Consider the following 16,020-nt stretch of genomic DNA (forward strand, 5'->3'; position numbering starts at 1 on the left):
AATACATATATTTTGAAGAATGATATAGATAGCGGGGTCTAAAGGAGGAGATCAAATGAACATCGTAGGCATTATTACATTTTTGTCATTATCTTTATTATTGATGAGTCTTCTTTTAATTTATTCCAAGCTTAAGCATCAGACGCCAGGCAAGCTGGCTGCGATTATTGTTTTTTTCCTTTTGAATGCAGTACCCCTTGTGTATGTTGTCTATATAGAACAAAGCATGGACTATGCGAGCAGCTCCTTTACACTTGGCTCAGCTTTTATGATTATATGGCTGATTACAGCCGTAATCCTGTTCTTCGGCATCCTGTTTAGGGTCCGGTCAGGAAAGGAAGATCCTTATTATTAGCCATAAAGAAACCAGCAGCACATATGGCTGCTGGTTTTTCCTATCTGGAAAGAAATCCTCTTGATGTGTACTTCAGCATGTCTTTCTTTCTTAACTCCTTTAAGTCTTTCTTTTTCAGTTTTTTCGGTTCCATTGATGTGATGAAGGGAAAATCTGATTTTAAAAATGGCGGTCTTTCCAGAAGAATAAGCTCTCCATTCTCAACCCCTTCTTTCACTTCCTGTGTCTGGTTAATCTTGATGCCTGTCTCGATTTTTTTTCTTTCCACCCGGCCATTTGTCTGAATTACGTATGTATATTTACCTTTCTTCGCCTTCTTAACCGCTTCGGCTGGAACAGTCAGGGTATCCATCACTTCATTTGTTACGATTCGGACATCTACATGCTCACCATGGAAGCTTTCAAGCTCGTTTGATTCATCTATTGCAATAGAAAATTCATAACGGCTCTCTGTTTCTGCATGTGGTACTGAAGTAGGGTGGTTTAAAATCTTTTCAATGGTTCCATTAATCTTTTTATTGCTGCCTTCCGGTGTGATGAATACCTTCATCCCTTCCGCAGCTTTTTTAATTTCCTGCTCAGAAAAAACCCCTGTGACCTTCTGCTCATTGGAAATGACAGTTACCACAGGATTAGTGAGATCATGCTTAATGCTTTTTACTGTCCCGTCAATTTCGCTTTCTACTGTAAGATTTAAAAGACTTTCATCCGCAGATTCGATCAGGTCCTCGTACTTTTCGATTTCACTATCAATTCTGCTAATTTGCAGCTCTTTTTCATAAATATCCCGTTCAAGTGTTTGTATCATATATACATTCGGATTAGGCTGGTCCTCTTCAACGGGTGCACTGGAAAGGGTTCTTTGCATGCTTTCCAGATCACTAATATGGCTTTCAAGATTTTCTTGTTCGTTTTCCAGTTTATCCTTTTCAATTTGGAATTCTTCCTTTGTGAGTGTAATGTCATCCGGAGAATACTCAAATAACCCTGTACCCTGCTGAACTTCATCACCTTTTTCGACGAGAAATCCTTTGAATGTGCCAGTTGAATTTTCATAGTAAAAATGCTGTTCTTCTTTCGGGGCCAATACACCTCTTGCCGGCATGGTTTCAAGAAGATCCTGTTTTTTTACAGATGTCCATTCATCAACATGGTAAGTCCTGTTTATTTTTTCATTTTTAAGAAATAGCAAGGTGATGTTACAAGCCAAAAAGAGAACCACAGCACCTGCTAACAATCTTGCTTTCCAAGTCATTAAAGAATCCCCTCACTTATATAAGCTTTTCCAGGTGGATGGATGAGAGTAAAGCTGAAACAATCACAAAAAACAGATGCGTTCCGAGTAACACCAAAATAAGAAAGCGGGGGCTTCTTTCGGAAACGACTTTTAAGTACTTATATTGCAGGACAAGTGTCCAGATTTTAAATAATGTTATTGCAGAAAGCGTATAGATTAGTAACTCAGGGAATGCTGAGGCTTGAGCAATAATGCCGAATGAGAATATAGAGGAATTGGTATTTATTCCTAAAAACAAAAAGATTGGAATATTGATTATCTTTTCAGTTAGAAGAATCAGCAAAACCATTAATTGAATGCTTATCAGTTTTTTATACTCGACCTCGACAAGGGTCCAAAAGAACAGAGAAGGCACAAAAATGACCAAAATGGCATAAACAATCCCCCAGATAACTTGCCCTGCTCCAAAGAAAAGCTTATACAGTTCATACTCGCTTCTCGAAAGGTCTATAAGGCTTCTCGATGCTTGCTCACTTCCAATGCCAAAGAAGGCACTGACCCCAAAAACTAGCGCACTTAAAAGGATTAATAGCAACACCTGTTTCCATAAACCAGACAGACTTTCCTCTTTCCTCAACTGATGCGAAATTGTATATGGCTCCTTCAATCCTCTCAGAAGCGGTACCCGATAGCCCATAAAGAATCCTCCAACACTGTAATCTACTATTCTTTTATCTTACCTCAAAATCAAAATTTTGGGAAATAGGTAGAATTGTGCAGAATTGAGGCCTTGTCATCCTAAATGATTGTCGAAAAGGCTAAGAGATACGTATTTTCTTTATTTTTTTCCTTTTTCCATAATAATCGTGTCAGAATTTGCAAAAACTTTTGTTGTTTCAAGCTACTAAAAAGGCGGTATAGATAAGTAAGAATTTTACAACTATGTCCTTGTCACGAGAGTTATAAAAATTGAGGAGGGCTTACTAATGAAAATAAAAGCTGGAAACTGGAGAATGCTGAGTGAGCAGGAGAAGCTGTTTATTTTGGAGGCTGTCAGCTTTTTTCAGTCGAGAACGAAAAAACGCCGGTAAGCTATATGGGGATTCAATATTTTTACTATACAGTTTTTCTATTGATTTAGGCACTACAAGTCTTTACATAACGCAAAGGCTGTGGTGCCTAATTACTTTGCCCCGTTATGAGAAATGCCCCTAATTCATTTTGGGCTAACCCTTCTATTCCATATTTCCCGATGGCCTCTTAGTATTTCAGCGCAACATTCTTAACCTGCGTATAATTCCGCAGAGCCTCCAACCCTTTTTCCCTGCCAAATCCGCTATGCTTGTACCCGCGAAAAGGATGAGTAATGCCGGCGCCAGCTCCGTAGTGATTAATAAAGACCCGGCCGCATTCCGATGCATCTGCAACCCGGTGGGCACGGCTGGCATTCTCGGTCCACACTCCTGCTACAAGACCGTATGGGGTGCCGTTTGCAATGTCAATGGCCTCTTCTTCTGTTTCTAACGTGGTGACTGTTAGAACCGGTCCAAAGATTTCCTCATGCGCAAGGTGGTGGTCTGCCGGAACATTGTCAAAAATCGTCGGCGCAGGTAGTACCCTGATTCGCACCCTTCGACTGGCTGGCGTTTTCCTCCTGTTGCCACCCGAATTCCATCATCCTCAGCCACCTGCAGATAAGCCTGAATCCGTTCGAATTGCTTTTGGTTTAACACGGGTCCGAGGTCAGGATTATTGATTCCCGATCCAATGGCCAGCTTTTCCATGGCCGCAGCAGGCTTCAGCACGGCGGCATTGCCGGTTGCAATAGAAACCGCAATGCTCCGTGCTGTGATTTGCAGCGGGTAATTCCAAGGGATGATCAAACTGGTGCTATGGGCCCGGCTGAAGTTTGTCGAAAAAAATAGGAGCTGAATTTGCTTCAGCCCCTAGAATTTATTAGTTCAATAAATTAATGCTTGTAATAATGATTGGCATGGCGAATACATCGATTAGAAACGCGCCAACAATTGGCACAATTAAAAAGGCTTTTGGGGATGGACCAAAGCGTTCAGTAATGGCACCCATATTGGCCATTGCATTGGGAGTGGCTCCTAGGCCATGACCGGTGAAGCCTCCCACCATAACAGCTGCATCATAATCTTTACCCAGTAACCTAAATAGAACAAATACTCCTGCAGCCACAATGAATACAACTTGAATTAAAACAATCATTAACATTGGAAGCGCTAAACCCGCCACTTCCCAAAGCTTAATACTCATTAATGCCATGGAAAGGAAAATGCCAAGAGTTACGTCGCCAATTAAGCTAATACTCTTCATATCCACAATGCTTTTATTAAAGCTATCCAGAATGTTTCTGACTATAACTGCTACAAACATTGCTCCAACATAGCTAGGGAGCACAAAGCCTGTAACGCTGGAGAATAGCTCACCCAAATAGGAACCGGCAGCCATACAAAAAGTTATGATTAAGATCTGTACCATGAATTTTTGGGAATTGAAATCAAAGGCAGATTTCCCCGTTGCGTCTTCATTAGCCGCTGCCGCCTCTACTGATGCATCGGCTTCTGATGGATCCAATTTGTACTTTGTAATAAGATATTTAACTGTAGGTCCTCCGACTAAGCCTCCAGCAATTAACCCAAATGTAGCTGCTGCAAGGCCCACTGAAAGAGCTGAATTTACTCCCAATTCCTCAATTGTTCCGCCAAATGCAGTGGCAGCTCCATGCCCCCCTTCCATGGACACAGCACCAACCATTACTCCTAATAAAGGGTCAAGCCCTAAAACACTGGCCAGAGAAATTCCAATAACACTCTGGCATAATGCCAATACCCCGCACGCAAGCCAATATATAACCAGAAGTTTCCCGCCGAGCTTTACCAATTGAAAGCTCGCTCCCAGCCCGACCGTCGTGAAGAATGCCAGCATGAATAAACCTTGCAGTGAAGTATCCAATGTTATTGTTATAAGTCCTGTCTGTTTTAATATTGTTACTAGAATAGCAAATAACAAACCGCCAACCACTGGTGCAGGAATGCAAAACCGTTTTAAAAATGAAACTTTATTAACCAGGAATCCTCCACCTATGAGTAAAGCAACCGCCAAAAAGATGGTGGTAACATTATTTAATGCCAAGTCCATATTGTACCCCCTAGATTATTTATTAAAATTCATGATTCCTTCCTTTATGAAATGTGCTGCTAATGCAATTGTTTTATTGTCATTATCAAAATCAGGATTAACTTCACACACATCAAAGGAGATTGTTTTCTCCTTTGAAACAATATACCTTATTAACTCTCGCACTTTTTTCGGTTCAAGGCCAAATGGGGAGGGTGCACTTACTCCAGGAGCAAAAGAAGAATTAATGACATCTGTACATAATGTGAGAATAAGATTGTCATATTTTGCAGCAAAATCATCCAGCTGCTTTAAGACACCTGAAGTATCTGGGGATGACAGCTGCTCCTCCACTATATAACTCACATTATACTTACGGGCTGTCTCAAATAAGGCTGCCGTGTTTCCCAGTTTTTGAATGCCAGCGGCTAAGTATCCGCAATTTTGATCTTGATCCAAAATCTGCTTAAACATCGTACCGGAAGAAGTTCGCTGTCCGTACGGCCTCATATCAAAATGTGCATCAATATTAACGATTCCAATACTCGCATCAGGTCCTAAGTACTCCCTGACCCCGAGATAGTGGCCATAAAAGGTCTCATGTCCGCCGCCTATAATTAAAGGAGTTACTCCTTTTTTTAATAGAAAGGAAACGGTTTTTCCGAGTTCAGCTTGAGCCTCTTCCATGTTTTGCCCAACACATTCAATATCACCTGCATCAAACACTTTTGCATTCCCCGGCAAATGCCAGGGGAGTTTTGCAATAGCCCGCTTAACTTCTTCCGGTGCTTTTGCCGCTCCTCTCCTGCCCTGATTCCTTCTAACTCCTTCATCACACTTAAAGCCAATTAGGCCAAACGATTTGCCAGTTTCCACTTCCTTAATTTCAGCTGTTAGATCCAGCAACTTTACCTGCTGATGAACCCGATAACTAAGAGGGTCTGTTTCACTATCAATTCTTCCGCACCAATGATTCCCCGAAGGCTTAATATACATAATTCCTCCTGCTGTTTATAAATTCTGAATTTTTATCCTATAAAAAGTATATTTAAGTTAATATATAATTACCAATACCAAATTTTTATATATTAATAGTCTATAGCTATAAATGAGAGGTGTATACAATTGGATCTTCGGCAGCTTCGTTATTTTACCACCGTGGTACAGGAAAAAAACTTCTCTAAAGCCGCTGGAATACTTCATATTTCCCAGCCTTCTTTAAGCAGCAGCATCATGAAATTGGAAAATGAAATAGGGATTCAGCTTTTGGAAAGGAACACGAGGAGCTTAACTCTTACCGAATCAGGAGAAATGTTCTATACACGTGCCATGGATCTTATCAAAAGGCATGAATATATGCTAAAGGATCTCGAAGAAATTAGACAAACAGGAAGCGGCATGATCTCAATTGGATTGATTGAGTCTTCTAAATACTGGATACCAAAAACAATAAAACAATTTAAAGAAAGGTATCCTAATATAGAAATACATTTTAAAGAACTGCTTGGCCACAAACAGGTTATAGAGTCTCTTTCCAATTATGATGTGCATATTACGATCACAAACCAGCTGATTCACAACAATGAAATAGAGGTTATTCCCATTTATATTGAAAAACTGCTCTTGGTCATGCATAAAGATGACAAGCTTAATGAACTGGTTTCCATATCTTTGAAGGATCTTACGGAACACGACTTTATTATCAGCACAGCCGGTTTTCAGACGAGAGACGATGTTTTAAATGCATTTCATCATGAAAATCTTACTCCAACTATTAAATATGAAATTGAGCGTTTAGAAACAGCCTGCAGCCTGGTTGAACACGACCTTGGAATTGCTATCCTTCCGGAAAGCTATGTTAAATATTACTCCAATCCAAATCTTGTGACCCGCTCTATTAATTCAGGGTTTCTCCAAAGGCCTGTTTATATTGCCTATTGGAAAAATCGAAATCTAACACCGGCAGTATTTCATTTAATAGAAGAAATACAGAGCCTTTTTGTTTGAAATTTACAATAAGGATTGACCTGATAAATTCTAACAATTTTAAATATTATATATACAACTTTTTAATAGGCAGCAACTTCCTTTTACAGGGAATACTGCAATTGTATAATACAGAGCTCTTACAATTACGCTGGTGTATGTTATTCAATCCACCCAGGCCACAAAAAAGTGTCTGCACTCTATCAGGGTACAGACACTTTCCTTACTTCTTTATTGATTATTAAAACCGCCCTTTATGCTCCTCAAATACCTTCTTCACTTTCTCCACTACCACTTTCGATCCGCCGCTGTTTTCCACGCCCTCCATCATCATCGCAATCAGGAGCTTTGGAGACTGCGGGTTGTAGGCAACAAACAGACCATTCTCCTGGCCTTTTTCATCCGCACTCTTCTTCAGCTCGGCAGTTCCGGTTTTCCCAGCCAGCGGGTAATCTTTCATGTAAGCTGTACGGCCGGTTCCGCTTGGATCCTGGATTACTTTAGCCATTGAGGCTGCAACCGTGTTTGCTGTTTCTTCGCTCATCACGCCTTCTTTCAGCACCTTTCCCTTTTCCTCTTCTTCCAGGAGAACAGGCTTGATCATGGAGCCTTTATTGATAAAAGGTGTATATGAAGCAGCAAGATGGACAATGCTCATTTCCACCTGGCCCTGGCCGTAGCCTGAATCAGCAAGAAGGATCTCTGTGTCCAGGCCGCCAATCTTGGATTGTTCAAGCGGGAATGCGTATGGAATTTCCTCTTCAAACGCGAATTTCTTGAGTCCAGCTGAAAACTTTTCTTTTCCCAGTTCAAGGGCCTGCTGGGCAAAATAGATATTATCCGAATACATCATCGCTTTTTCAAAATTGACCGGTCCGCCGGGGTCTTTAACACGAGTGACTTTATAGCCTCCCCATGAACTGTCCTTTTGCCATTGAAGGCCCTTAACATTAATCGTTTCATCAAGCGTTAGTGTTCCTTCTGTCAGTCCGATTGCGCCTGTCAGCGGCTTCATCACTGAACCTGGCGCATAGGTTTGCTTAAATCGTGTCAGAAGCGGCATGTCCTTATTGCCTTCAATTGCCTTCCACTCATCAGCAGTAAATCCAAGTGAAGCCTGGTTCGGGTCAAAGCTCGGGCTGCTGACGAGCGCCAGCGTATTTCCTGTAACCGGATCGATCGCTGCTGCGGTTCCCGGCTTTCCTCCCAGCTCTGTGTAAAGAGACTTCTGCAGGTTCATATCGATGGTAAGCTGAACATTTTCACCGTTCTCTACCGGTTTTTCAGAGAGGACCACTTCAGAGCCGTCTTTCTTCTTGATTCCAATTTTAATTCCATTTGAACCTTTCAAACGTCCCTCAAGGACCTGTTCAAGTCCTCTTTTTCCGATTATATCAGTGCTTGAATAGCCTTCACGCTCTTTCATTTCATCTGCTGTAATCTGTCCAACATAGCCAATTAGGTGAGCAGCCGACTCCCCCATCGGGTAGACTCTGCCTTTGACATCCTGCTTCAGGACGCCTTTTAGTGCGAACACTTTATCTAATGTTGTCCTATCATCTGGGGAAACCTTCTTAATTGGCACGAAGTAACCTGGCTGTACCCAGCTTGCATTCAAGCTTTTATTAATCTGGTCTTCTGACATTCCCAATGCTGCAGACAAACCTTTGATGGTCTGCTCCTTCTGATCACCCATCTGTTCAGGAACAACACCAATTTCATAAAGGGTGCCATTTAAGGCAAGCGGGTCACCTGTGCGGTCCACAATATCTCCGCGCTGTGCAGGTACAGTTGAATAACTGATTTTATCCTCTGGCCCCAGCTCCGGAAAAATATAAGTCGTATCCCAGACAACAAACCAATTGTCTTCCTCTTCCTTTTCTTCCTTCACCAGCTTGGCATCATGGGTAAACTCAATCTTGCCGGCTGCACTATCCATGCTTGCTGAAAAAGGAAAGCTCGCATTTTCTTCTTTTTTGTATTCCTTTTCCATATCCGGCTTGTATGTTACCTTCAGATTATCTATCTCTAAATCCTTATAAATCTTTTCATAACGGGCTGCGAAATCCTCTTTGCTGATTGACTGCTTCGCATCCTTCGACAGGAACTCATACATCTTTTCAAACTCCTGCTTGTTCCAGTGCTCCACATATTGCGAAAAGCGATCCTGCGGCTTTATCTCCTTATTGCACCCGCTCAAAGCGGCCAAAATCAGGACAGCAAAAACAAAAAACAGTACTTTTCTCATAACTCACCCTCCCAACCCTATCTTACCATTTAATTGAAGAATTTTCCTAGTGACAGATACCACCCGTATTTGCCGAATGTGAACTTTGCAAATTTGCATTGTACACTTTAGAATTATAAATCGCCTATCAAAATAAAAATGGATGCAAACGATATAGGTTCGCATCCTTCTAATAATTTAATTTAACCGAATTTTTTCAAAGCCAATTCAATATATAAACATACAAAAAGGCCATCCCCGTAACAGAGATAAAGTAAGCACCATTCCATCTGAATGCAACGGTCAGCCCGTTCTTTTGAACACATTGGCTGATGATGATATTCATGGCGTTTAGAGGTGAAATGGAAGAAGAGAGCATCCAGGTGAAAATGCACATAAATGCCACACTGACTACCGTAATATCAGGCATTTCCGCAAAATTGAGCGAGGTTAGGATCAGCGGAATGACAATAATTTGATGGACCCCGAGAAAGGCCATAAACGTAACAAACAGGATGATAAACAAAAATAAAATACCTATAGACTGCTGTGCCGACCAGTGCATGGACTGTTCCAGCAGCTGTTTTACAGGTGTATGTGATACAGCGTTGCCAAAAAGGCCCGCACTAAGAAAGAGGCAAATTTCCATTTTCTGTGCTAATATTTTGCTTTTATACAGGGAGACTTCTTCCTTTACAGCCTTTTTTTGATTCCGCAAGACTATCCAGCCTGCCGGCACAATGACACAGACCATGCTTACCAGCAAAAGCATTGATTTTTGGGATATCTGCTCCATGACAATCAGCAGGAGCACCAGGCCAAATACAAAGCCAGCCAGAGCATACAGATCCCTTTTTCTGCGTTTGTCATGCGCTGAGCTTTCCGCTTCTCTCTCAAGTGCAGCCGCCTCCGCCACAGCTCGAGCCGGACGGAATAGAATAATCCCCACAGCCATCTGCAAAATGGCAAAAAAGACACCAAATGCTACATATGAAAGATAAGTTATATCTAGATAAAACAAAACAATACCTACTGAAGCAAAAAATGGAGACCAAATAACAGCCGGTGTAAAGCCTATATAATACGACCTCGATAACAACTTCGATGGAATTTTGATATTTTCCACAAAGCCGTGTACAATCCTTAAGGCCCCCATGTTCAAGATGGGAGCCAATGTCATCATAAATGAGCTTATGCCATAAAAAGTATAGGCAGGGTTGTTTTTCAGTTCATTTAAATACGTAATAACTGTGTCAATGATTCCTTCTCTTCTTAAGGGAATGGACAGAAGCGGAGCTAAAATGAGAATGGAAAGCAGAGCCATATTCTGAGTTATTCCCTGGATCAGGAGCATGCCCCTATCTCCGACTGCATAATGAATGATAATCCCCGTAGAGAATAGTCCAAGTGTAAATATCCTGCCCTTCCTATCCAATAAAGGCATCATGGTGAAAAATACAGCTGCAGCCGCCATATTAAAAATGAAGCTAATGTACATATTGGGCACAAATGCCTCAAGAATATAAAGAAAACACATACTTAATACGAGAGAAAAACGTATCATAGGAACCCTTCTCTCTATTATTTTACTCCACTAGAAGGACTTTTAACTGCAGCAGGGACATGACTGCTTAAGAGATTAATAAATTCATTGCCAACCTGTTCAGTTGAAGCATTTCCACCCAGATCCGGAGTTAAGGAACTCTTATGGCGAAGCAGTTCTTTCATTGTTTTCAGAATGGCGCTTCCCCAGGCATGTTCCCCAAAATGATCCATCATCTGGCTGACGGACCAGATGGCGGCAAGAGGGTTGGCAAGTCCTTTCCCGGCAATGTCCGGTGCTGAGCCGTGAATAGGCTCAAACATGGATGGAAACGCTCTTTCAGGGTTGATGTTCGCTCCCGCAGCCAATCCGAGTCCTCCTGTAATCGCAGCGCCCAAATCAGTTAAAATATCCCCAAATAAATTGGAGGTAACGACAATCTCAAATCTTTCCGGCTGCTGAACAAAGTAGAGGCTTGCGGCATCCACCAAATAGGAATAAGTTTTGACATCGGGATATTCCTTTCCAACTTCACTAAATATTTCATCCCAGAATACCATGGAATAATTAAGTGCATTTGCTTTACTGATGCTTGTTAATGTCTTTTTCTGCTCGCGGGCTTCTTCATATGCATAGCGAATTATGCGTTCTGTTCCTTTCCTTGAAAACACACCGGTCTGCAGGACCACTTCCTCCGGCTTTCCTTTGAATAGCCAATCTCCCGCTCCGGCATACTCACCTTCACTATTCTCCCTGATAACCAAAAAGTCTATCTCTTTTTCCCCTTTGTTTTTAAGCGGTGTTAACTCAGGGTTTAAAAGTTTAATAGGCCGAATGTTTACATACTGATCGAATTCCTTCCGGATCTTCAGAAGCAGGTCCCACAGTGAAATATGGTCCGGCACACCAGGATAGCCTACTGCCCCCAAATAGATCGCATCGAATTCCTTTAATTGTTCAATTCCATCATCAGCCATCATCTTTCCATTATCCAAATAATACTCGCAGCCCCATGGGAACTCCGTAAAAGAAAAAGAGAGACTGGGATCCAATTCCTCAATTTTTTTTAATACTTTTACCCCTTCAGCTACAACTTCCGGGCCTATTCCATCCCCAGGGATCAGGGCAATTTTCCACTGTTTCATATCATAACCTCCTATGATCTTGGGCCTCCGGCAACATATAGGACTTGGCCACTAATAAAAGAAGATGCCGGACTTGCAAAAAAGCTTGCCGCCTGTGCGATATCCTCTGGTGTACCTGCTCTGTTAACCGGAATTTGCTTTACTTTGGATTCAATTAATTCCTGAAAGGAGATGCCAAGCCGTTCTGCGACTGCTTTTGTCATATCTGTCATAATAAATCCGGGTGCAATGGCATTCACGGTAATATTGTACTTCCCCAGTTCAATAGCCAGTGTTTTCGTCAAACCCTGGATACCCGCTTTTGCCGCTGCATAATTGGCCTGCCCCCTGCTTCCCAGGGCTGATACGGAAGATAGATTTATAATTCTTCCATATTTGTTCTGAACCATTAATTTCTGGGCATATTTACTGCAAAGGAAAGTTCCCTTTAAATGGACATTCATGACGCTGTCCCAATCATCGGCATTCATTTTAAATAAAAGGTTATCCCGGATGATTCCTGCATTATTGACTAAAATGTCGGCTCTTCCATGCCTTTCCTCAATATAGGAAAAAAGCCGTTCAACATCCTGTTCATTGGTGACATCCGATTTGAACATTTCTGCTGCAAAGCCTTTTTCCTGCAGTTCATGTCTGGTCTCATTTAATGCTTCCTCATTAATGTCAACTAAATAGACATATGCACCTTCCGAAGCCAGTCTTCTGGATATTTCTTTGCCTATCCCCCTGCTTGCGCCAGTGACAACAGCTACCTGGTTTTCTTGACTTAACAATGACTTCGCTCCTATCTATTTAAATTCCTGTACAAAAATTCAAGCTGCTGTTCGTATTCCTGCACAATATCCTTGATAATGTCTTCTGTCTTTTTAATTTCATCTATTAATCCGATTGTCTGCCCTAATGAGATGACACCAGAATTTTCATTGCCATTCTTGATTAATTCCATATAGGCTTCTCCACTTATATATGGAAATATTTCCTCTAAAGCAGCTCCGGCTTCTTCCTTTTTCAGCAGCTCCATCGCACGCTCTGTTTTCATCACTCTCATTGCTTTCCCGATTGATTTTTTCACAAGCAGGGTATCTGTTTCCTGAAGCTTTATCAATTTGTCTTTGATTGACTCATGGAGTGCCGCTTCCCTGGATGCCAAAAACCTTGTACCCATCTGCACCCCTTGTGCCCCTAAAGCAAAAGCAGCAAGAGCAGATTTTCCTGTTGAAAACCCTCCTGCTGCAATGACAGGTATCGTAAGCTCCTTAACAGCCTTTTGAATCAAGGTAAGACTGGTTACATCCTCTTTGCCCGGATGGCCCCCGCACTCATATCCAACCACTGCCACTGCATCGCAGCCAATCGATTCTGCTTTTTTGGCGAATCTTACAGAAGGCACTACATGAACGACCTTTATTCCGTTTGCTTTAAGGCTCTCCATATATTTCTCAGGATTATTGCCAGAGGTGAAAACAATGGGAACACGGGCTTCAATCGCCCCTTCTACATATTCATCCATCGGCTTGCGGATTCCAAGAGCAATATTTACGCCAAATGGTTTGGATGTGAGCTTTCTTGCCGACTCAATATCCTCCATCATTTCTTCCGTGGATGAAAAGCTTCCAGCTGTTATAAGGCCGAGTCCGCCTGCATTCGATACGGCGGACACAAGCAGTGATGTTCCAAGCCCTTGAAGCCCCCCTTGGATTATGGGATAGCGGATGTTAAACATCTCTGTAATAGCTGTGTGCATCATACCTTTTCACCTTTCGAAAGCTTAAAGGTTCCGGTGCAATGTCCAATCAGTTCACCGTCTTCATTCTTTAGCCTGCCTTCAATTAATACCGTGCTGCGGTTTTGATGTATAATCTCTGCCTCGGAATAAACCGTTCCGTCCATCACAGACTTTAGATATTGAATGTTTAGATGAAGTGTCGCAACCTCATCATATCCCAGCGACCTGCCTGCCATGCCCATTGCCGTATCCATTACGGATGCATATATGCCGCCATGGACAGAATTTCTTACATTTATGAAATCCTTCTGTATTGGCAGTGCCAGCAGAACATAGCCTTCTTTTAATTCTTTTAGCCTCAATCCAATAAAGTTCCAGAACGGGCTGCCTTCAAAATCGGCTCTTACTTTCTGCAGATGTTCCGCCGTCATGAAACAAACCCCTTTCCTGCTGCCGCCAGCTGATCCTGATTCGCGATAACAGAAAGCTTCTCACCATTGATTGCACGTAATAGATTCTCCGCTACCAGAATAGAGGTTTGCCTGGCAGCTTCAAGGCTGATTCCTCCAATATGGGGGCTCACTGTCACGTTCTCCAGCTGAAAAAGTGGATGATCAAATGGAGGCGGCTCTTCGGTAAACACGTCTATCCCTGCTCCTAAAATACGATTTTGAGTCAAAACCTTCACTAGATCATTCTCGTTGATCACACCGCCCCTGGCGGTGTTAACCAGTACTGCCGTTTCCTTCATTAACTCTAGTAAACTATTATCAATCATTTTGTCTGTTTCTGCCGTTAAAGGAATATGTAAGCTCACTGCATCACTTTCAGAAAAAACCCTTTCTAATGAAGTGGTTAACTCCACCCCTAAACGATCGGCTGCCTGCTGCTTTTCTTCAGAAATACTTCTGACATAAGCCATCGCCTTCATTCCGAACCCGCTGATTAAAATCTTTGCCGCTTTTTGGGCAATGCTTCCAAACCCTACAAGCCCCAGCTGCTTTCCTTCAAGTTCAAAGGTAAATGCTCCATCTCTTGACGAGAAGTTTCCGCTTCTGGTTTCCCTGTTAAAATAGGCCGTTTTTTTCATCACGGCTAAAAGCAGGCTCACTGCATGTTCTGCGGTGGCGGTACTATTGAGCTTTGGAGCATGCAAAATGGGTATTACCTTTTTCGTCGCATATCCGACATCAATATTATCAAGTCCGACTCCCGCTCCTGATATTGCTTTTACTTGCCGGCAACAGTCCAAAATGGCTGGAGTGATTCTTGCCGGGGCCCGAAGGATGATTCCGTCGACATGATGAATCTGGAGGTAATCACATATCTCCTGTTCGTTAAATTCCGTAAACATCTTCACATCAGCATGTTTGTTCAGCAGATTCTCCCCATCTGCATGATACATGGGGAGAATCTGAACAATATGAGGCCTGTTCATCTAAACACTTCCTTCATGGATATTATGAAACTTGAAGGTTTTCAATTATAGTGGTAATTCCCTGGCCGCCGCCAATACAAAGAGTGACCAGACCATATTTTTCGCCTCTTCGTTCCATTTCGTGCAGCAGCTTTGTCATCAGAATGGCTCCTGTAGCCCCTATTGGATGGCCTAAAGCAATGGCGCCGCCGTTTACATTCACCTTATTGATATCCATTCCGGATTCACGGATGACTGAAAGTGCCTGAGCTGCAAATGCTTCATTCAGCTCAATCAGTCCAATGTCATCCATTGATAAACCACATTGCTTTAACGCTTTAAATGTAGAGGTGACAGGACCAATCCCCATAATCTCCGGAGATACTCCACTCACAGCCTGGGCAATGATTTTCGCTTTCGGTCTTAAGCCATATTCATTGACCTTCGCTTCATTCATCATCAAAATGACGGAAGCACCGTCATTGCGGCCGCTGGCATTGCCTGCTGTCACGGTTCCATTTTCCTTAAAAACCGCCTTAAGCTTCGAGAGCTTCTCGATATTTGTACTGCGCGGGTGCTCATCCACACTAAAAAGCTGTGTTTCTCTTTTTTGCTTATATTCAACCGGGCTGATTTCCTTTTCAAAACGTCCAGATTCAATAGCCGCCTTTGCAAGCTCCTGGCTGCGAAGCGCAAATTCATCCTGTTCTTCCCTTGAAATAGTATACTTCTCAGCCAGGTTTTCAGCGGTTAAACCCATTGTCAGGTTCCCGTATTTTTCGATTGGCTGGGAACAAGGCTGGCTTTCGGTATTCGGGTCCAGAATTTGTGCATTTCCGGCCTGGAAGCCATAACGGGCGTTCCGGATATAGTAAGGGGCTGTGCTCATGCTTTCAGCTCCTCCGGCCACGACTACATCAGAGTAGCCAAGCCTGATTTGCATATCCGCATTATTGATGGCCTGCAGCCCGGAACCGCATTGACGGTGAACCGTATAGCCTGTAACCTCAATTGGAAGCTGAGCTCTTAAGGCAGCAAGACGCGCAAGATTGGAAGTATCCGCACTTTGCTTGGCCTGGCCAAGAATCACCTCATCCACTTGTACATCAGTATGAGAGCGATTTAATACTTCCCGAATGACCTTCTCTGCAAGATGATCAACTGGGACGTCTTTTATGGTTCCGCCCATTCTGCCAATAGCTGTCCGGACAGATTCGACAATATATGGCTGATTCATGCC

Annotated in this window: 14 protein-coding genes and 1 pseudogene; 2 read left to right on the forward strand and 13 right to left on the reverse strand. The window is 42.6% G+C overall.

The window, feature by feature from the left end; translation table 11 throughout:
- Positions 1 to 55 precede the first annotated feature (55 nt).
- Positions 56 to 355: a hypothetical protein gene (locus tag IRB79_RS26135; RefSeq protein WP_243506039.1), complete on the forward strand. Its 300-nt coding sequence runs from the start codon at positions 56 to 58 to the stop codon at positions 353 to 355.
- 40 nt (positions 356 to 395) lie between these two features.
- Here the strand turns inward: IRB79_RS26135 and IRB79_RS26140 are convergent, their stop codons facing one another.
- From IRB79_RS26140 to hutG, 5 genes and pseudogenes are all read right to left on the reverse strand, one after another.
- Positions 396 to 1,610, reverse strand: coding sequence for an efflux RND transporter periplasmic adaptor subunit (locus IRB79_RS26140; RefSeq protein ID WP_243506040.1), 1,215 nt, complete (start codon positions 1,608 to 1,610; stop codon positions 396 to 398).
- A gap of 16 nt (positions 1,611 to 1,626) precedes the next feature.
- The gene (locus IRB79_RS26145) at positions 1,627 to 2,289 is read right to left on the reverse strand and encodes a hypothetical protein (RefSeq protein WP_243506041.1); all 663 of its coding nucleotides are present in this window, start codon (positions 2,287 to 2,289) and stop codon (positions 1,627 to 1,629) included.
- A 563-nt stretch (positions 2,290 to 2,852) separates the two neighbouring features.
- A pseudogene (locus IRB79_RS28270) lies at positions 2,853 to 3,475 on the reverse strand (aldehyde dehydrogenase family protein).
- A gap of 73 nt (positions 3,476 to 3,548) precedes the next feature.
- Entirely contained in the window at positions 3,549 to 4,757 is a 1,209-nt protein-coding gene (gene gltS / locus IRB79_RS26155) for a sodium/glutamate symporter (RefSeq protein WP_243506043.1), read from the reverse strand.
- A 15-nt stretch (positions 4,758 to 4,772) separates the two neighbouring features.
- A complete protein-coding gene (gene hutG / locus IRB79_RS26160) occupies positions 4,773 to 5,732 on the reverse strand; it encodes a formimidoylglutamase (protein WP_243506044.1) in 960 nt (319 codons plus the stop codon).
- Between the two features lie 129 nt (positions 5,733 to 5,861).
- Between hutG and IRB79_RS26165 the strand changes: the two genes are divergently transcribed.
- Entirely contained in the window at positions 5,862 to 6,743 is an 882-nt protein-coding gene (locus tag IRB79_RS26165) for a LysR family transcriptional regulator (protein WP_243506045.1), read from the forward strand.
- 220 nt (positions 6,744 to 6,963) lie between these two features.
- Here IRB79_RS26165 and IRB79_RS26170 read toward each other — a convergent pair whose 3' ends face one another.
- The 8 genes from IRB79_RS26170 to IRB79_RS26205 form a co-directional block, all read right to left on the reverse strand.
- Positions 6,964 to 8,970 carry a penicillin-binding transpeptidase domain-containing protein gene (locus tag IRB79_RS26170; RefSeq protein WP_243506046.1) on the reverse strand — a complete coding sequence of 669 codons (2,007 nt, stop codon included), beginning with the start codon at positions 8,968 to 8,970 and terminating at the stop codon, positions 6,964 to 6,966.
- 196 nt (positions 8,971 to 9,166) lie between these two features.
- Positions 9,167 to 10,513 carry a hypothetical protein gene (locus IRB79_RS26175; protein ID WP_243506047.1) on the reverse strand — a complete coding sequence of 449 codons (1,347 nt, stop codon included), beginning with the start codon at positions 10,511 to 10,513 and terminating at the stop codon, positions 9,167 to 9,169.
- Between the two features lie 17 nt (positions 10,514 to 10,530).
- On the reverse strand, positions 10,531 to 11,637 hold the full coding sequence (locus IRB79_RS26180; protein ID WP_243506048.1) for a tartrate dehydrogenase: 1,107 nt from the start codon (positions 11,635 to 11,637) through the stop codon (positions 10,531 to 10,533).
- A gap of 11 nt (positions 11,638 to 11,648) precedes the next feature.
- Positions 11,649 to 12,410, reverse strand: coding sequence for a 3-oxoacyl-ACP reductase FabG (gene fabG, locus IRB79_RS26185; RefSeq protein ID WP_243506049.1), 762 nt, complete (start codon positions 12,408 to 12,410; stop codon positions 11,649 to 11,651).
- Between the two features lie 11 nt (positions 12,411 to 12,421).
- On the reverse strand, positions 12,422 to 13,384 hold the full coding sequence (locus IRB79_RS26190) for an NAD(P)H-dependent flavin oxidoreductase (protein WP_243506050.1): 963 nt from the start codon (positions 13,382 to 13,384) through the stop codon (positions 12,422 to 12,424).
- Entirely contained in the window at positions 13,381 to 13,794 is a 414-nt protein-coding gene (locus IRB79_RS26195) for a PaaI family thioesterase (RefSeq protein WP_243506051.1), read from the reverse strand. Before IRB79_RS26195 ends, IRB79_RS26190 begins: the two co-directional genes overlap by 4 nt.
- A complete protein-coding gene (locus tag IRB79_RS26200; protein ID WP_243506052.1) occupies positions 13,791 to 14,801 on the reverse strand; it encodes an NAD(P)-dependent oxidoreductase in 1,011 nt (336 codons plus the stop codon). Before IRB79_RS26200 ends, IRB79_RS26195 begins: the two co-directional genes overlap by 4 nt.
- A gap of 22 nt (positions 14,802 to 14,823) precedes the next feature.
- Positions 14,824 to 16,017 (reverse strand): thiolase family protein, encoded by a 1,194-nt coding sequence (locus IRB79_RS26205; protein ID WP_243506053.1) that lies wholly within the window; start codon positions 16,015 to 16,017, stop codon positions 14,824 to 14,826.
- Positions 16,018 to 16,020: the final 3 nt, after the last annotated feature.

The sequence above is a fragment of the Cytobacillus oceanisediminis genome (genome assembly GCF_022811925.1).
In the GTDB taxonomy this organism is placed as follows: Bacteria; Bacillota; Bacilli; order Bacillales; family Cytobacillaceae; genus Cytobacillus; species Cytobacillus oceanisediminis_D.